Genomic DNA, 17,072 nt, shown 5'->3' with positions numbered 1-17,072 from the left:
GACGGGTATGAACACGCGACAGACCGCGGCCGAGGTCGTCGTGGTCGACTACGGGCTGGGGAACCTCCGCAGCGTCACGCGCGGGCTCGAACGCGCGGGCGCCGCGGTCGAGCTCAGCGACGACCCGGCCGACTTCTCGGGCGCCGACGGGGTCGTCCTCCCGGGCGTCGGCGCCTTCTCCGAGGGCATGGACAACGCCGGCCCCTTCCGCGACGCCCTGGTCGAACAGGCCGAGGCCGGTACGCCGCTGTTCGGCATCTGCCTCGGCATGCAGATGCTGCTCACCACCAGCGAGGAGGCCGAACGGGAGGGCCAGGGCGACGTGGAGGGGCTGGACCTCGTACCGGGCCGCAACGTCCGCTTTCGCGGCGACCTGAAGGTGCCCCACATGGGCTGGAACGAACTCGACGCCGCCCGCGACCACCCGATCGTCGACGGGGTCGACGGCGACTACGCCTACTTCGTCCACTCCTACTACGCCGAACCGGACGATTCCGGGGCGGTGGTCGCCACCACCGACTACGGGACCGACTTCGCCTCCATCGTCGCGAACGGCCGAGGCAACGTCTTCGGCACCCAGTTCCACCCCGAGAAGTCCGGCGAAACCGGCCTGCGTATCCTGCGGAACTTCGTCGACATCTGCGTCGACGGGGTCTGACGCTCGCCCCGGCCGAGCGCCCGTGAGCGACGGTTCGCCCCGGTGGCTACTTACGGTCGGCCGCCGTCTCCGCACACTATGCTCGCAGCGCTGGCGGCCTTCTCGGACGTGCTACTCCAGGTGAACGTCGATATCGACCTGAACCCGGTCACCGACGTGATCGGGAGCGCCGTCGGCTCGTTCCTGACGACGCTGGTCGTCGGCGCCGTCCTCACCGCCGTCGCCCCCGAGTTCCTCGAAGACCGGATGGCCGCGGTCGTCGACGACCCCGTCGGATCGTTCGTCTACGGTTTCCTCGTCCTGATATTCGCCGTCCTCGCGGTCGTCGTCCTCTTTTTCACGCTGATCGGGATCCCGCTCGCACTCGGTCTCGGGCTGCTCGTGTACCTCGTCTGGGCCGTCGGCGCGGCGGTCGCCTTCCTCGCCATCGCCGAGCGCTTCGTCGACCGCGAGGGCGACGACTGGGGGAAGACGCTCCTCGTCGCCGCCGCGCTCAACGGCGGCCTCGTCCTCACCGGCGTCGGTGGCGTTCTCGCGTTCTGTATCGGCGCCGCCGGGTTCGGGGCCGTCCTCGAAGATCGCCTCTGAACCGTTCTATCGTCGATTCTATCCCGTTCGGGCAATCCCAAACGAGTAAGGCATTCCTACCATTGAGAATCGGGCGCTACGTTCGGGTATGTACGAGATAGCGGCCGACCCGCGGACCAACCGACTGCACCTGAGTTTCACCGGCCGGATGGACCGGGCGGAGATGGAGACGGCGGCCGACGAGACGGTCGCGGCGGCCGAGCGCCTGCGCGACGGGTTCGACATCGTCAACGACCTGTCGGGCTTCACCCCGCCGTCGCCCGAGGCCGCCGAGCCGATCAAGCGCGCCCAGGCCGAGCTGAAGGAGATGGGCGTCGACCGCGTCGTCCGCGTCACCGACGGGGAGACGAGTCAGGTCGTCGTCAACGCCTTCGAACGGCGGTCCCAGGACGTGGGCTACAGCGGCGAGACGGCCGACTCCGTCGCCGAGGCCGAACGCAAACTCGACGAGAAAGAGGTCGCGGGCTACGCGAGCGCCTGAGCGCGACCGACTTCCCTACGACTCCCCCGTCGGTTCCCGTTTTTCGCCGTCGGGGACGGTCAGCGTCGCCCGCGTCCCCTCGCGGGTGTCGAAGGATAGGTCGCCGCCCAGCGCCGTCGCGCCCCAGTTGGCCAGCCAGAGGCCTAGCCCCGACCCGTGTTCGAGCGCCGACTCCGCGCCCGCGCTCAGGGCGTCGAGTTCGTGGGCGGGCACGCCCGGTCCGTCGTCGGCGACGGTGACCGCCACCCCCCCGTCCCGGCGCTCGGCCGACAGCGTCACCGTCGGCGCCTCGCCCGCGTGTTCGAGCGCGTTCTCCAGCAGCGTCCCGACGACGACCTGCAGGACCGCCGGGTCGGCCGTGACCGCCGCGTCGGTCGCCTCGACGGTCACGGTCGCGCCTTCCGCCCCCTCGTCCGCGGCAGTTCCCTCGGTCCCGACCCTCCCCCCGTTCGCGTCCGCCGCTCCGACGTGTTCGGCTCGCACGGTCGCCAGCAGGTCGGCCAGCTCGACCCGTTCGGCGCGGGGGTCGCTGTCGAGGACGCGCTCGACGGTCCGGGCTTTCTCCCCGAGCGCGACCAGCTCCGCCGCTTTCGACTCGGCGCGGCCGAGCATGTCCCGGACCGCGGGGTCGTCGACCTCCCTCGCGGCGGCCTCGGTGAACCCCTGGACGACGGTCATGTCGTTGCGGAGGTTGTGCCTGGGGACGCGGTTGAGCACGCCGAGCCGTTGCTCGCGTCTGCGTTCGTCGGTCACGTCCTGGAAGACGACGGTGTACCCGACGTGGGTCCCGCCGGCGTCGGTCAGCGGCGTCGTCGTCACCGTGAAGACCCGCCGCCGCCCGCCCGACTGCACCGTCGCGGTCTCGGCCTCGGCCGGGTCGGCCCCCTCCTCGCCGAGCAACGCCGCCAGCGGCCGGGTGAGCGCGCCCGCCTTCTCGACGCCGAAGGCCCGTTCGGCCGCCCCGTTGAGCGTGACCACCCGCCGCTGCTCGTCGACGATCACCACCGGCGCGCCCAGGTCGTCGATGGCCGCCCGCTCGCCCACCCGCCGCGTCGCCGGGTGGAACTCGAACATGTCGCTGCCGACGAACGCGTAGGCGTCGAGCGCGACGTGCGGGAGGAAGGCGACGGTGACGAAACTGAGCTCCGGAACCGGGCCGACACCGTGAAGCCAGGCCAGCACCGCCGCGACCGGCGGGACCGTCGACAGCCCCACCGCCACGGCCTCCCGCCGATACAGCGGCCCGTAGCTGACGACCGTGTCGAACAACAGGAGGCTCCCCACCGTGATCAGCAGGACGCCTCCCGTCGCCGACAGCAGCGCCCACAGCCGCATGTCGTAGGTCGCGCCCGCGACGCCGAGGACCCGAACCACCTCGAAGTCCACCCATGCGAGCCCGTGGACCGGGTTCGTCGCCCCGATCAGCCCGACGAGCGCCGGGAAGGCGGCGAACCCGACCCGCGCCCGGTCGACGACGCCCCCGCGGCCCGTGTACGCCAGCGCGAACGCCAGGAAGTAGACGCCCGTCCCCGCCATCGCCGCCCACGAGAGCACCTCCAGCGCCCACCGCATCGGCTCGGCGAACGTCACCAGTGCGACGCCGTACGACAGGCTCCAGGTCGCCTGTGCGCTCAGGCTCGCCAGGAACCAGTCCGCGCCGGGTTTGCCGCGATAGCGCCAGAGATACCGGACCAACAGCGCCGTCCCGCCCGCGGCCGCGAACGACGCCACCACCGGCCACGGCGGGACTACCATGGGTAGTACAGCGAGTACAGCTACTTCGGGATTTGGGTCCGGGAGTTCGCATCCGTTCGGTTCGACCTGTTTGTTGAGTAGTTGTTTCTGTTCGATCTGTCGTGGAAGAAAACGGAGTGAGTGTGACCGCACTTGACGGTGAGCGATGAAAGCCCTCGCCGCGCTCGCGGTCGCTGAGACGGGATATCCGCGCTCTCGGCACCGCCCGCGCGGATAGTGCCCGCTCAGACGACTGAACTGGACGCGAGCGCGCCTCGCCCTTTCAGTCCGCCAGGGACAGCACCGCACAGCAACCGCAGACGGCCACGAGCCTCCCCAGCCGATTCGCGACACGCGAGTCGCGAATCCCTCGCGCGACTATTTCGAGCGGCCCGCCAAGCGGCGGGCACGCTCGACAGCACGCGCCGACCGCACCGCTCACCGTAACTGCAACAGCCGTTACCTGCAGATAGCATCCGGCACCGCAGGCGCCGGTTCACCGGCTGCGCGGGAGCGGAGCGACCAACGCAGCCGGCCTTTTTTCACCCATGTTTTTTGCCGGGGGTCGAGGTGCGAGCCTGCCGGCTCGCGCCGACGCCCCCGGCAAAAAAGATGGCTGTACTGAGCACGGCCTGTCGTTCGAATCAGCCCGTTACTCCTCGCCCGGGGGCGTCCCGCCTCAGGCGTCCAGCGGTCGCAGATCCGCCGAGAAGTGGCGCAACTCGGCCATCGGCGGCTCCGATACCACCTCGAACCCCGTCAGTTCGCTGGCCCGGTCGACGACCGCGGCGGCCGTCTCGCCGACGTGTTCGAAGTGTTCGCGGTGGTAGGTGCGCCGCGGGACGGCGAAGCGGACGTACTCCGGCCGGTCGGTCTCCGGGAACGCGAAGCTCCCGAGTTCCACGGTTCGAACGCCGCCCTCCAGGTACAGCTCGCAGGCGAGCGCTTGCCCCGGAAATTCCGACGAGGGCACGTGGTCGAGTAGTTCGCCGGCGTCGACGTAGACGGCGTGGCCGCCGACCGGTTCGTAGACGGGGAGGCCGGCGGCGGCGAGTTCGGCGCCGAGTTCGGCGACCTGGCCGACGCGGTGGGCGAGGTAGTCGTCGTCGACCGCCTCGCGCAGGCCGACGGCCATCGCTTCGAGGTCCCGACCGGCCATCCCGCCGTAGGTCGGGAACCCCTCGTAGAGGATCGCCCGCTGTTTCGCCCGTTCGAACAGGTCGTCGAGGCCGTCGTCGACGGCGACGAAGCCGCCGACGTTGGCGAGGCCGTCCTTCTTGCCGCTCATGACGACGGCGTCGGCGGAGCCCAGTTGCTCGCGGGCGACCTCGGCGGCGGTCGCGTCGGCGAACTCCGCCTCGCGCTCGGTGACGAAGTGGGCGTTCTCGGCGAAGCGGCAGGCGTCGATGACGAAGGTGGCGTCGATCTCGTCGGCGAAGGCGGCCACCGCGCGGGTGTTCGCGACGCTGACCGGCTGGCCCGCCGCGGAGTTGTTCGTGATCGTCAGGACGACGACCGGCACGTTCTCCGCGCCCACCTCGCCGACGTGCGCGCGGCCGGCTGCCACGTCGAAGTTCCCCTTGAACGGCGCTTCGGCGTCGGGGTCGCCGGCGGCCGGGTCGGGGCAGTCGACGGCTTCGCCGCCGTTGGCGACGACGTGGGCCCGGGTCGTGTCGAAGTGGGTGTTGTTGAGGACGCGGTCGCCCTCGGCGACGAGCGTCCCGTAGAGGACGTTCTCGGCGCCCCGTCCCTGGTGGGCGGGGACGACGCGGTCGAAGCCCATCACCTCGTCGACGGCCTCGCGGAGCCGCCGGAACGACGCGGAGCCGGCGTAGGACTCGTCGCCCCGGAGCAGGGCGGCCCACTGGGCGTCGCTCATCGTCCCGGTGCCGCTGTCGGTCAACAGGTCGACGAACACCCGGTCGGCGTCGACGTCGAAGAGGTTGTACCCGGCCGCTTCGAGCGCCGCCGCGCGCTCCTCGCGCGAGGGGAGATCGAGCGGGGTGGCCATCCGCGTGGCGTACGAGCGCATACCCGCTCTCCGCCCGCCAGCGACTTATTTCGTGTCCGACAGGTGAGTGCGCCGGTGGGCGCGTCCGGCCCGTGACGGGCAGGTCCGTTCGTCGGCGAGCGCTTCCCGTCGAACCGCGGCGGCAGTCGATGGGGCGCTCGCGGCCGGCTCACGGGGTCGACTCCGACGGGACGAGGGGTCACTCATCGCGGGCGTCGCTCGACACCGCGGCGTCGGCGTCGGCGCCGTCGCCGGTCTGGAAGACGAACTCGTGTTCGGCCTCCGTCTCGAAGTGGGAGATGCCGTCGCCGAGGTACTTCGCGGTGCGTTTCAGTTCGAGGGCGCGGGCCGACACCTCGGCGAGTTCGGCGGCCTGCTCCTCGGCGGCGCCGGCGACCGTCTCGCTCTCCTCGACGACCGTCTCGCCGCCGGACGCGGCCTCGTCGACGAGGTTCGAAACCGTGCGGACCCGCACGAGCGCCTCCTCGAAGTCGAGGTCCTCGCGCTCGGCGTCGATCCGTTCGAGCTCCTCGGCGACCGCGTCCATCTCCTGGGAGACCGTCGCCAGGCGCTCTTTCCCCTCGTAGGCGTCGTCGGAGATCCGCTGGATCGACTCGGCGACCTGCTCGCTGGCCTCCTTGACCGTCTCGGCGCTGGCGTGAACCTCCTCGCCGCCGTCGCCGACCTCCTCGGCGAACGTCTGGAGCTGCCCGGTCGTCAGCTCCAGCTCGCGGACCATCTCGTTGAAGTCGGCGGCGATGCGGTCCATCGCGTCGTTCTCGCCGTCGGGGTCCATCCGCTGGGTGAGGTCCCCGCGGGCGCAGGCGGCGAGGACCTCCGAGTAGCGCTCGGCGGTCTCCCGGAGGTACTCGTTGGTCTCGACGGCCTCGGCGCGGGCGACCTCGGCCTCCTCGCGAGCGGTCTCGGTCTCGTCGATCTGCGCCCGGAGGGCGTCGCGCATCTCGGCGAACCCGCGGGTGAGCTGGCCGAACTCGTCGGCGCGGGAACTCTCCAGGTCGACGTCGAGGTCGCCGTCGCCCATCGCGGCGGCCTTCTCGGTCAGCGTCGAGAGCTGGGACCCGGCGCGGCGGCCGATGACGACGCCGACGACGCCCAGCGCGATCAGCGGGACGACGACGAGCGCGCCCATGCTGGTCGCGATGTCGTTGCGGAGCCCGAACGCCGCCGACTTCGGGACGTGCGTGAGAACGGTCCAGCCGGTGCCGGCGACGGTCGCGTGGCCGAGCACCTCCTCGCCCGCGGTCGCGAACCCGGAGTCGTTCGCGGCCAGCGCGGCGTCGGGCGCCGGTGCGCCGCCCGCCGCCCCGGCGGACGCACCGCCACAGATCGGGGCGCCGTCGCCGCCGTGGACCGTCGTGTAGCCCGCCTCGTCGGGCTGGTCGAACGACCGGCCACACGCGGTGAGGTTGGCCTCGACGACGACGAGGTTCTCGGTATTTTTCGGCGGCGCGCTGACGAACGCGAGCACCCGCTGGCCCGACGCCGGCGACTCGTAGGGCTCGGTCGCGACGAACACGCGCTCGGCGACGTTGGTCACCCGCCCCACGGTCGTCGCGCGGTCGCGCGCCCACGGCACGCCCGCTCGCGAGAGGTTCGTCCCCTCGACGCTCCCGTTGGTGCTCACCAGCACCTCCCGGCTGTGGGAGTGGACGTAGTGGACGTCGAGGATGTCCTCGCTGTAGCGCTGTTGCTGGCGCAACAGGTGGTAGTCGATGTCCGAGCGGTTGTCGCGGACGAACGGCGGCGCCTGCGAGACGAGTCGCGTCTGATGTCGCAGCCCCTCGATCCAGCGGTCGAGCCCCTCGGCCTGGAGCTGGGCGGTCGACTCCAGCTGGGACTCCGTCCGGTCGGTCAGCGTCGCCGTCGTCGTCCCGAACAGCACCGCACCGAGACCCGCCGTGAGGACCATCACCACCAGCACCGACCCGAAGAACTTGTACGCGAACCGTTCCCTGACCGCCCGCGGGAGCAGCCCGGCCAGCCCCGGGCCGTCCCCCGAATCCTGACTCATGGCCGCCACTGCAGTCTCCCCATATATAAACAGCGGTAATATATAGGATACTGTGACCGTTCGACTGTTCGGGAGGGCTATTGACCGGTGGGGAGCCGTCAGGGGGTCGTACCGGTCGGCGGTCGGGACGGCGACGAGCCGGCGGCTCGGTCGGGCGGAGAGCGGAGACTGGGGCGCGGACCGCTCAGAACACGTCTTGGACGAGCTGGAGCGTCTGTTCGCGGTCGTCCCAGGGGACGAACACGGAGACGGAGGTCGCGGAGGTGATCACGTCGTAGAGATGGATGTGGGCCTCCGAGACGGGGTCGACGGTGCGTTTGACCATGCCGGGCTGGTTGGGGAGGTCGCTGCCGGTGACGCGGACGACGGCGATGTCGTCCTCGACGGTGACGCTGGAGAGGGCGTCGCCGTCGACAACCTCGTCGTGCAACAGCGCCTCGGCGTCCTCGGCGTCGTCGGCGTCGACGTAGAAAGTGATCGAGTCCATCCCCGAGGAGTTGGCCTCGATGTTGATCCCCTCGTCGCCCAGCGCGGCGGCGAGGTCGGCGAGGATGCCCGGACTGTTGCGGATGGCGCGGCCGGCGACGGTCACGCAGGCCAGTCGGTCCTCCTGCAGGTCGATGAGGTTCTGGAACTCCCCCTCGATGGACGTGCCGCCCGTGAGCAGGTCGTCGTGCTGGTAGTGGACGACGCGAACCCCCAGATCGGCGTCCTTGTACGACAGCGCGGAGGGGGCGACGACTTCAGCGCCGCGGAAGGATAGCGAGCGAAGCTCGTCGACGGTGATCTCGCCGACGTTGCGGGCGCCCTCGACGACGCGGGGGTCGCCGGTCATGACGCCCTCGACGTCGGTGACGATGACGACCTCGTCGGCGTCCATGAACTTGCCGAGCATGACGGCGGTGGTGTCAGAGCCGCCCCGTCCCAGGGTGGTGACGTTGCCCTGGAGGTCCTGGGCGAGGAACCCGGTGATGACCGGGACCACGTCCGAGAGCTGGCCGCCGAGCGCGCTGGCGCGTTTCTTCGTCTCGTCGACGTCGACCTCGCCGTACTCGTCGGTGATGATCGGCCACCCCTCGCTGCCGGGCTCGAAGAAGTCGGAGTCGATGCCGCGAGCGGCGAGCGCGCCCTTGAGCATCCGGACGGAGGTGCGCTCGCCCATGGAGACGATCTCGGCGCGGTCGGCGTCCTCGGCTTCGTAGTTGATGTCGTCGAGCAGGTCGTCGGTCGTCGACCCCATCGCGCTGGCGACGACGGCGACCTCGTGGCCGTTCTCGATGGCCGCCGCGATGGAGTCGGCCGCGCGCGTGACGCGCTCGCCGTTGCCGAGACTCGTGCCCCCGAACTTCACTACGACTCGCATCGGATCACCTGCATCGTGTGTGCGTGACGCATAGCTGGTGACGTGGCGTTACACGTCTCCCCGAATAACTGTGTCCATTGCGCGGCGGCAATCGTCGGTTATCGTTCGATTTCCGCGGCAATTTCTGCGACTGCGGTGGACACGTCGCCGGAATTGTCGTAGACCAGGGCGTCCTCGCGGTCGGCCAGCAGGTCGCGGTATCGCCGTTCGCGCTCGCCGCGTCGGTCGGGGACGGCGCCGTCGTCGAGCAGTTCCGGCCGGTGGGCCGCGAGGCGCTCGCGGTGTGTCTCCTCGTCGACTGTCAGCAGAACCGTCAGGTCCGGCTCGACCGGCATCGCGGCGCGGAACTCGGCGAGAGCCCCCTCCATCGACACGCCCTCGCGCTCGGCGACGAAGGGGGTGTCGTAGACGGCGACGCTGTCCAGAAATCGCTCGGTGAGGACGATCTCCCCTTCGTCGAGCGCGGGCCGGATCTCGGTCTCGGCCTGGTAGCTGACGCTCGCGAGCGCCCCGGCCGTCAGCGAGAGGGCGCGCTCGCGGAACTGCGCGGCGTCGCCGCTGACGATCTCGTCCACGACGAACTCGCCGATCGACCCGTCGGCGAACTCCGGGACGGTCGTGACCGACTCGCCGCGCTCGCGGAGTTCGTCGGCCAGTGCGTCCAGCAACGTCGACTTGCCCGTTCCCGCGGTCCCCTCCAGCGCGACGAAGGTCCCCGTCATCGGCTGGGGGTGAGAGCGGGCGGGGTATGAGTGCCGGGGTCACGGGAATCGCAGGCCGCTGTCGATCGGATCCGCCCTCTCGCGAACAAAGGTTTTTGACCGGTGAATTCCCAATAAATTCACGTGAGCCGGACATCGATACCGGTCGACGAGGAGACCAAAGCGCGGCTCGACGGCCTGAAGCGGGACGACGAGACGTGGGACGAGTTTCTCCAGCGGATCACGAGCGGCCGCGAGCCGATGAACTTCGGTGCCTGGGGCGACGAGGCGGCGGACGAGGCGATGAAACACCTCCGCGACGGGCGGGAGCGCCCCGACCGATGACGTTTCTGGACACGTCGGCTATCATCCAGTATCTCCGCGGCGACGATTCAGTTCGAGCGTACATCGAGGGTCGCGAGCCGTGGCTCACGTCGACGATGTGCGTCTTCGAGGTGATCAACGGCCGTCTCGGGAGCGGCGACACGGACATCGTCGGGGTCCGTCAGGACTTCGCCGGCGTGCAGGCGCTCGACCTGAACGAATCCGTCGCCATCGAGGCGGCTCGGCTTCAGGACGAACTGATCGACGACGGCGATCGACTGGCGACGGCGGACTTACTGATCGCCGCGACTGCTCGGTCGACCGGGGATGAGTTGGTCGTCGCAGACGGCGATTTCGAGACGGACGCGCTCGAAGCGGTGATGCAGGTCACGAATCTCCGGACGTAACGGACCCATCTGGACCGGAACAGCCGATCCGACCGCCGACCAACACCCGAACAGGAGAGTCTCGAGCAGAAGGGTACCATTCGCTGCCAGCGAAGGTTTAAATCCGAAACCGCGCAATTTCGACGTAGATGGCGACCGAACAGGTGAGCGGTATCGTCCCGGGCGAGGACTCCGAGATACACGACGAGCCTCACGTCGAGGGGTCGCGCCTGACCGTCCGCTTCCTCCGCGAACAGGTCGAGGCCCGCGGCCTCTCCCCGGCGTCGGTGGCCGATCGATACGACCTCCCACTCGCGGACGTGTACGCGGCGCTCACCTACTACCATCGTAATCCCGACGAGATGGACACCGTCGAGAAACGGCACGAGGAGCGGATCGCCGAGGCCGAGGACCGGACGACGCTCAGGCCGCCGGACGAGTAATCGTGGGGTACCGGCTGCTGCTCGACGAGAACATCGAGAACGGCGCGACCGACCGCCTCACTGCGTCGGGACACGATACCGAGCACGTCGATTCGATTCCGGAACTCGGCAAGGGGGCATCTGACGCAGATCTCGCCCGATACTCGGTCGAGACCGACCGAACGATCGTCACGTACGACGACGATTTCGTCGCTCGGTTCTCGCCCGGGGAATACCACGCCGTGCTGTTCTTCGAGGACGAATCCGTCTCTGTGACCGAACTGGTCGCGATCGTCGACGCGATGGCGGAGGTCTATCCGCACGAGGAGGTCGAGGGGCTACAGAAGACCGGACGCGAGTGGCTGTGACTGGTCGATATCGTGCTACCGCCGCTCTGCCCACGTCACGATTCGAGCTTCCAGAAAGTCGTGAACCCGGTCCGGTGGCTCCGCGAACCACCGCGCTTCGGCGATCTCGTCGTCGCCGACGTCGATCTCGGCCTCCCGCGTGTCCCCGTCGAACCAGACGGTGAGCATCTGGAACCGCCGGTCGGGGTCGTCGGCGTGGACGGCCGTCTTCCGCCGAGCCCGGAAGACTCCCGTTAGTTCGACGTCGACCCCGGTCTCCTCGCGGACTTCGCGGCGGGCGGTCTCGGCCATCCTTTCGCCCGGTTCGTGACCGCCGCCGGGAGTGCCCCACTTCTCCGGTTCGGACTCGTGGCGGATCAGCAGCGCTCGATCGTCGTCGTCGGTCACGAACGCGCCGGCGTCGCCGATCCAGCCCTCTTCGACCATCTCGACGCCCGACTCGAAGAACTCTGGGTCGTTCTCGGCGGTCTCCTCGACGACCGGGAACTGACCGAATTCCTCTTTCAGGCGGGCCAGTCGACGGTCGACTTCCTCGCGAGTCCGCTCTTCGATCGTCATTGTGTGAACCGCGCCGCGAACCCACCGTTCTCGGGGACGACCACGTCCAGCGCTTCCTCGCCGGTGACGGTCCACTCCTCCGATTCGAGCGTTCCGTCTCCCTCGTCTCGAACGACGTGGGCGGTCCACTCGTCGCCGGGGTCGGCCGCGCCGCTCCCCAGGAACGAGCAGTCGACGGTGACGATGCGCTGTGGACCCGCGGTGATGGATCCGAGGAACCACTCCTCGCCCGACCGGCGGGCGACGGTCGCTTCGACGCCGGGGTGCCCACCGACGAGGCGCGTCTCGTCCCAGGCCGCGGGCACCCGCTCCAGGAACCCCTCGGCTTCGGGTCGAGCGGCGTACTCGTCGATGGAGTCGGCCAAATGCTGAAGGGGCGACTCGAAGACGACCGAGAGGGCGAGTTCGTGGCCCGGCGTCGTCTGTGCGGCGTCGGCGGAGAAAGTCACCGGCGTGTAGTCCATCGGGCCGACGACGTTGCGGGTAAAGGGGAGCGTGCAGTTGTGCTCGGGGGTGACGGTGGACCACTTGTAGTACTCGGCACCCATGACGCCCTCGTAGGTCATGACGTGGGGGTAGCGGCGCTGGAGGCCCGTCGGCACGACCGAACCGTGGAAGTTGACCAGCAGTTCGTGGTCGGCGGCCGCCTCGGCGAGGTCGTCGTAGAACCCCATCCGGCCCTGGTCGTCGGCGTCCATGAAGTCGACCTTGATGCCGGCGGCGCCCCACTCGGCCCACGTCGGCAGGCGCTCGCTCCGCTTGGACTCGGTGTTCACGTCCGTCCAGTGGGTCCAGAGGATCACGTCGACACCGCGCTCGTCGGCGTAGTCGATCAGGTCGGGCATCTCCGCGCGGCGGCGCGGCCACCCGGCGTCGACGAGGACGTACTCCCACCCGCGGTCGGCGGCGTAGTCGATATACTCGCGCTGGCGCTCGAAGTCGTCGGGACTGTCCGATTCGGACCACCACGACCACGCGACGCGGCCCGGTTCGACCCACTCGTCGTCGAACCCGGCGTCGTCGACGAGGTCGGTCACCAGCGTCGACTCGACGATGTCGGCCAGGTCGCCGGTGATCGCGACGCGCCAGGGCGTCTCCAGCGGAAAGTGGGCGTTCATCTGCGTCTGCGGGAGCCCGAACGTCATCCCCGGTCCCGATTCCTCGGCGACGAGGCGGGCCGCGGCGTAGTCGCCGTCGGCGCCCGCTTCGGCCAGCAGCAGCCACTCGTCGTCGACCCGAAACAGGCCGGGCGTGCAGTACTCTCCGCCCGTCTCGACGACGGGCTGCTGGCGGGCGCTGGCCTCGTGGGCCTCGTCTAAGGGGATCAGCCACGTGGCGGTGTCGCGGGGCAGCGAGAGGGTCGTCTCGTCGCCGGTGTGTCGTTGCATCGCCGTGCCGGTGACGCGGAATCGGAAGGCGACGCCCTCGGCGGCGGCCCGGAGGTCCACCTCGACGACGCCGTCGGCATCGGGGTGGTCGTAGGTGACCGTCCGCTCGACCGCCCGGTGCCGTCGCTCGCGCGCTTTCCCCTTCGGGAGGGCGTACGTCTCGTCGACCTCGGTGGGGTCGTCGACCGACACCGCGGCGCCGGTCCAGTCGACGCCGTGGAGCTGACGGGCGAGTTTCTCCACGGGGAGTTCGGAGGGCGCCACGAGCGTCGTGCCGTCGCGCTCGACGGCGAGTTCGGCCGTCTCAGGGTCGAAGACGGCCGCGTTCGCGTCGGCGGGGCCGGTGAGTCGCATGTGCGTGGAGGCTCGCGGCCGTCGCAAAAAGTTGCGGGTGTCGGAACGAGTCGCCCGATCCGTCGCCGGAACGGTCTGCAGAACCGTCGACGGCGTTCAGTACAGCCATCTTTTTGCCGGGGGCGTCGGCGCGAGCCGGCGGGCTCGCACCTCGACCCCCGGCAAAAAACATGGGTGAAAAAAGCCGGCTGCGTTGGTCGCTCCGCTCCCTCGCAGCCGGTGAACCGGCGCCTGCGGCGCCGGATGCTATCTGCAGGGAGTGGCTGTTGCGGCGAGCGGTCGCGGTGCGGTCGGCGCGTGCTGTCGCGCGCTCTCGTGCGCGCGACGTAGCCGCGCGAGGGATGAGAGAGCCGCAGGCGAGCGAATCGGCTGGGGAGGCTCGTGGCCGTCTGCGGTGCTGTGCGGGGCGGTTGCGGTACCGTGCGGTGGCGGTCCCTGGCGGACTGAAAGGGCGAGGCGCGCTCGCGCTTGTTCAGTCGCCTGAGTGGGCCACTATCCGCGCGGGCTGTGCGGAGAGCGCGGATATCCCGCTCAGCGACCGCGAGCGCGACGAGGGCTTTCATCGCTCACCGTCAAGTGCGGTCACTGCGGTTTAGAGCGAGCGCAGCGAGGGCTTTCATCGCCTGCCGTCTCCGTCAAGTGCGGTCGCTGTCGGTCGACTTGCTTTCACACCCTATCCAACAGAAACAACCGATAAACGAGCACATCGAACGGAACGTCGAGCGAGCGCGGAAGTGGTGTGCTTTTCACCACGGCCCGACCACTGAGAGGTAATGAGTACGACGCTCCGGCTGGGGACTCGCGGGTCCGCGCTCGCGCTGCGGCAGGCCGCCACCATCAAAGAGCGCCTGGAGAACCGCCGCTTCGACGTGGAACTCGTCGAGGTCGAGACCACGGGCGACCAGATCACCGACGAGGCGATCCACGAACTGGGGAAGACGGGGGCGTTCGTCCGCGCGCTCGACGAGGAGGTGCTCGACGGCGACTGCGACGCCGCGGTCCACTCGATGAAGGACATGCCCACGGAGATGCCCGAGGACATGGTCGTCGCGGGCGTCCCCGAACGGGCCGCGCCGCGGGACGTGCTGGTCACCCGCGACGGCGCCTCCCTCTCGGGGCTGCCCGAGGGCGCGACGGTCGGCACGTCCAGCCTCCGCCGCGGCGCGCAGCTGCTCGCCGAGCGCGGGGACCTGGATGTCCAGCCCCTGCGGGGCAACGTCGACACGCGCATCCAGAAGTTGCTCGCGCCGCCGCTGCTGGCCGAGCACGAACGGCGGGTCGTCGCCGAGGCCGACGAGGAAATCGAGGAGATGGCCGAGTACAAACAGCTCGACGACGGCGACGAGGACGAGGAAGACGACGAGGACGATTCGGAGTACGACCGGACCGTCGAGGAGTGGTTCGAGGACCTGACCGAACTCCAGCGGCGGGCGCTGGAGCAGGACCCCGACGTCGAGTACGACGCGATCGTCCTCGCGGAGGCGGGGCTGGAGCGGGCGGGGCTGCTCCACCACGTCGAGCACCGACAGCTCGGTCCCGGTACGTTTGTCCCGGCGCCGGGCCAGGGGACGCTGGCGGTCACGGCCAGGGACGGCGAACTCGCCGAGGACCTGCGGAGCGTGCTGGACCACTCGCCGACGCGGGTCGAGGCGACCGTCGAGCGCACGATCCTGGGCGAACTCGGCGGCGGCTGCGTCGCGCCCGTGGGCATCTACGCCGTCCTCCAGGGGTCGGTCGTCCGCGCGAGCGTCCGCGTGCTCGACCGCGAGGGCGACGAAGAGGTGCGCGAGACGCGCGAGCTGCCCGTCCAGAACCACGCCGAGGCCGCCCGCGAGTTCGCGGCGGATCTCGCCGACGCCGGCGCCGCGGACCTGATCGAGCAGGCGCGCCGGGAGGCCGGCGAGGATTCGGGGGCCGCCAGCGCCTCGCCGGACACGCCCGACGAGGACGGCGGCGCCGCCGTGGGGGGCGACGGAGGCGGTGACGACGCCGACGCGGGTGGCGAGGAATGACCGGCACCGTCTACCTCGTTGGCTCCGGCCCGGGCGACCCGGACCTGCTGACCGTCAAGGCCCGCCGGCTCCTCGACGAGGCCGACGTGGTCCTGCACGACAAGCTCCCCGGCCCCGAAATTCTGGGACTGATCCCCGAGGCGAAACGCGAAGACGTGGGCAAGCGGGCGGGGGGCGACCGGACGCCCCAGTCGGTCACCAACGAGCGGCTGGTCGAACTCGCCGAGGACGGGAAGACGGTCGTCCGGCTGAAGGGCGGCGACCCCTTCGTCTTCGGCCGCGGCGGCGAGGAGGCCGCCTACCTCGCGGACCACGGCGTCCCCTTCGAGGTCGTCCCGGGCGTCACCTCCGCCATCGCCGGCCCGGCGGTCGCCGGAATCCCGGCGACCCACCGCGACCACGCCTCCTCCGTCTCCTTCGTCACCGGCCACGAGGACCCGACCAAGGACGAGTCGGCGGTCGACTGGGACGCCCTGGCCGCGACCGGCGGCACCATCGTCGTCCTGATGGGCGTCGGCAAACTGCCCGACTACACCGCGGCGCTCCGCGAGGCCGGGATGGACCCGGAGACGCCCGTCGCGCTCGTCGAGCGCGCGACCTGGCCCGATCAGCAAGTGGCGACCGGGACGCTCGACACCATCGTCGACGCCCGCGACGAGGTCGGCATCTCGCCGCCGGCGATCACCGTCATCGGCGAGGTGGCCGCCGAACGGGAGCGCGTCGTCGAGTTCCTCCGCGGGTACGGGAGCGACGCGCCCGCAGGCGACGACGCGCCCCCAGCGGAGGCGGAGGACCGATGATGGAGGGGCGTCGCCGATGAGCGCCGCCGACCGCCCGCGAGTCGCCGTCTTCCGGCCGCCGGACGAGCGGCTGGACGCCGCGGTCGAGTCGCTCGAATCGCTGGGCGCCGAGGCCGTCGCCGACCCGATGCTGACCGTCGACCCGACCGGTGGCGTCCCCCGGACGGACGCCGACTACGTCGTGTTCACCAGCAAGACGGGCGTCGAACTGGTCGCGGGCGAGCGCGCCGGCGACGGCGGTCCCACCGAGCGGTGGGAACCCGGCGATGCGACCGTCTGCGCCATCGGCGAGTCGACCGCCGACGCGCTCCGGGCGCACGACTACCGCGTCGACCGGGTCCCCGCGGAGTTCTCCTCGTCCGGTCTGGTCGAGGAACTCGAAGCCGACGTGGGCGGCGCCCGCGTCGAGGTGGCGCGCTCGGACCACGGCTCGGCGGTCCTGCTCACGGGGCTCGAAGCCGCCGGCGCGTACGTCCACGAGACGGTGCTCTACCGGCTGGAGCGACCGGCCGACGCCGGCGACTCGGCGGAGCTGGCCGCCGAGGGCCGACTGGACGGCGCCCTCTTTACCTCGTCGCTGACGGTCCGGAACTTCCTCGCCGCGGCCGACGAGCGCGGCGTCCGCGCCGAGGCGCTCGACGGGCTGGCCGACGCGACCGTCGGCGTCATCGGCGACCCCACCGCCGAGACGGCGGCCGACGCCGGCGTCGCGGTCGACGTGGTCCCGGAGGTCGCCGACTTCGAGGCGCTGGCCGAGGCGGTCGTCGCGGCGATAGACTCGTAGCGGTCGGGACTCGGGTCGCTCCGTTCGGGGACACCGTCTCAATAGCCGACAGTAGCGCTCCCGTCCGGTATCGGTCGGTGTGTAGCGAACGGACGGGGACAGACAGGC

At 70.4% G+C, this 17,072-nt stretch carries 17 protein-coding genes; 10 read left to right on the top strand and 7 right to left on the bottom strand.

Annotation, left to right across the window (positions count from 1 at the left end; all coding sequences use genetic code 11):
- Positions 1–7 precede the first annotated feature (7 nt).
- The 3 genes from hisH (at position 8) to HZS54_RS02410 (ending at position 1,727) form a co-directional block, all read left to right on the top strand.
- The gene (hisH, locus tag HZS54_RS02420; protein ID WP_179920382.1) at positions 8–658 is read left to right on the top strand and encodes an imidazole glycerol phosphate synthase subunit HisH; all 651 of its coding nucleotides are present in this window, start codon (positions 8–10) and stop codon (positions 656–658) included.
- 78 nt (positions 659–736) lie between these two features.
- Positions 737–1,246, top strand: a complete 510-nt coding sequence (locus HZS54_RS02415; RefSeq protein WP_179920381.1) for a DUF8173 domain-containing protein — start codon at positions 737–739, stop codon at positions 1,244–1,246.
- An 88-nt stretch (positions 1,247–1,334) separates the two neighbouring features.
- Positions 1,335–1,727: a hypothetical protein gene (locus tag HZS54_RS02410; protein WP_179920380.1), complete on the top strand. Its 393-nt coding sequence runs from the start codon at positions 1,335–1,337 to the stop codon at positions 1,725–1,727.
- Positions 1,728–1,742: 15 nt separating this feature from the next.
- Here HZS54_RS02410 and HZS54_RS02405 read toward each other — a convergent pair whose 3' ends face one another.
- The 5 genes from HZS54_RS02405 to HZS54_RS02385 all read right to left on the bottom strand — a co-directional run bounded on the left by HZS54_RS02405 (position 1,743) and on the right by HZS54_RS02385 (position 9,589).
- Positions 1,743–3,482: a histidine kinase N-terminal 7TM domain-containing protein gene (locus HZS54_RS02405; protein WP_179920379.1), complete on the bottom strand. Its 1,740-nt coding sequence runs from the start codon at positions 3,480–3,482 to the stop codon at positions 1,743–1,745.
- A 658-nt stretch (positions 3,483–4,140) separates the two neighbouring features.
- Positions 4,141–5,493, bottom strand: coding sequence for a tryptophanase (locus tag HZS54_RS02400; protein WP_179920378.1), 1,353 nt, complete (start codon positions 5,491–5,493; stop codon positions 4,141–4,143).
- A gap of 178 nt (positions 5,494–5,671) precedes the next feature.
- Positions 5,672–7,504: a methyl-accepting chemotaxis protein gene (locus HZS54_RS02395; protein ID WP_179920377.1), complete on the bottom strand. Its 1,833-nt coding sequence runs from the start codon at positions 7,502–7,504 to the stop codon at positions 5,672–5,674.
- Positions 7,505–7,688: 184 nt separating this feature from the next.
- Complete coding sequence (locus HZS54_RS02390) at positions 7,689–8,867, bottom strand: aspartate kinase (RefSeq protein ID WP_179920376.1); 1,179 nt, start codon at positions 8,865–8,867, stop codon at positions 7,689–7,691.
- A 98-nt stretch (positions 8,868–8,965) separates the two neighbouring features.
- A complete protein-coding gene (locus HZS54_RS02385) occupies positions 8,966–9,589 on the bottom strand; it encodes a dTMP kinase (protein WP_179920375.1) in 624 nt (207 codons plus the stop codon).
- 123 nt (positions 9,590–9,712) lie between these two features.
- Here HZS54_RS02385 and HZS54_RS02380 point away from each other — a divergent pair, with 123 nt between their 5' ends.
- From HZS54_RS02380 to HZS54_RS02365, 4 genes are all read left to right on the top strand, one after another.
- A complete protein-coding gene (locus HZS54_RS02380; protein WP_179920374.1) occupies positions 9,713–9,913 on the top strand; it encodes a DUF7557 family protein in 201 nt (66 codons plus the stop codon).
- A complete protein-coding gene (locus HZS54_RS02375; protein WP_179920373.1) occupies positions 9,910–10,299 on the top strand; it encodes a PIN domain-containing protein in 390 nt (129 codons plus the stop codon). The genes HZS54_RS02380 and HZS54_RS02375 overlap by 4 nt, the downstream gene beginning before the upstream one ends.
- Before the next feature lie 128 nt (positions 10,300–10,427).
- Positions 10,428–10,721, top strand: a complete 294-nt coding sequence (locus HZS54_RS02370; protein WP_179920372.1) for a DUF433 domain-containing protein — start codon at positions 10,428–10,430, stop codon at positions 10,719–10,721.
- A 2-nt stretch (positions 10,722–10,723) separates the two neighbouring features.
- Entirely contained in the window at positions 10,724–11,068 is a 345-nt protein-coding gene (locus HZS54_RS02365; RefSeq protein WP_179920371.1) for a DUF5615 family PIN-like protein, read from the top strand.
- A gap of 15 nt (positions 11,069–11,083) precedes the next feature.
- Here the strand turns inward: HZS54_RS02365 and HZS54_RS02360 are convergent, their stop codons facing one another.
- Both HZS54_RS02360 and HZS54_RS02355 read right to left on the bottom strand, forming a co-directional pair.
- Positions 11,084–11,626 carry an NUDIX hydrolase gene (locus HZS54_RS02360; RefSeq protein WP_179920370.1) on the bottom strand — a complete coding sequence of 181 codons (543 nt, stop codon included), beginning with the start codon at positions 11,624–11,626 and terminating at the stop codon, positions 11,084–11,086.
- Positions 11,623–13,368 carry a glycoside hydrolase family 97 protein gene (locus HZS54_RS02355; protein ID WP_179920369.1) on the bottom strand — a complete coding sequence of 582 codons (1,746 nt, stop codon included), beginning with the start codon at positions 13,366–13,368 and terminating at the stop codon, positions 11,623–11,625. The genes HZS54_RS02360 and HZS54_RS02355 overlap by 4 nt, the downstream gene beginning before the upstream one ends.
- 773 nt (positions 13,369–14,141) lie before the next feature.
- On the opposite strand from HZS54_RS02355, the gene hemC reads away from it, so the two are divergent.
- Genes hemC through HZS54_RS02340 form a run of 3 tightly spaced genes read left to right on the top strand, consistent with a single transcriptional unit; the run spans position 14,142 to position 16,964 of the window.
- The gene (gene hemC / locus HZS54_RS02350) at positions 14,142–15,380 is read left to right on the top strand and encodes a hydroxymethylbilane synthase (protein ID WP_179920368.1); all 1,239 of its coding nucleotides are present in this window, start codon (positions 14,142–14,144) and stop codon (positions 15,378–15,380) included.
- Positions 15,377–16,180 carry a uroporphyrinogen-III C-methyltransferase gene (cobA, locus tag HZS54_RS02345; RefSeq protein ID WP_179920367.1) on the top strand — a complete coding sequence of 268 codons (804 nt, stop codon included), beginning with the start codon at positions 15,377–15,379 and terminating at the stop codon, positions 16,178–16,180. Before hemC ends, cobA begins: the two co-directional genes overlap by 4 nt.
- A 16-nt stretch (positions 16,181–16,196) precedes the next feature.
- Positions 16,197–16,964 carry a uroporphyrinogen-III synthase gene (locus HZS54_RS02340; RefSeq protein ID WP_179920366.1) on the top strand — a complete coding sequence of 256 codons (768 nt, stop codon included), beginning with the start codon at positions 16,197–16,199 and terminating at the stop codon, positions 16,962–16,964.
- The last annotated feature ends 108 nt before the right edge of the window (positions 16,965–17,072 follow it).

The organism is Halosimplex pelagicum (assembly GCF_013415905.1).
Classification (GTDB): domain Archaea; phylum Halobacteriota; class Halobacteria; order Halobacteriales; family Haloarculaceae; genus Halosimplex; species Halosimplex pelagicum.
Note: the sequence above shows the minus strand (reverse complement) of the source record. Positions and strands in the feature narration are given on the sequence as shown.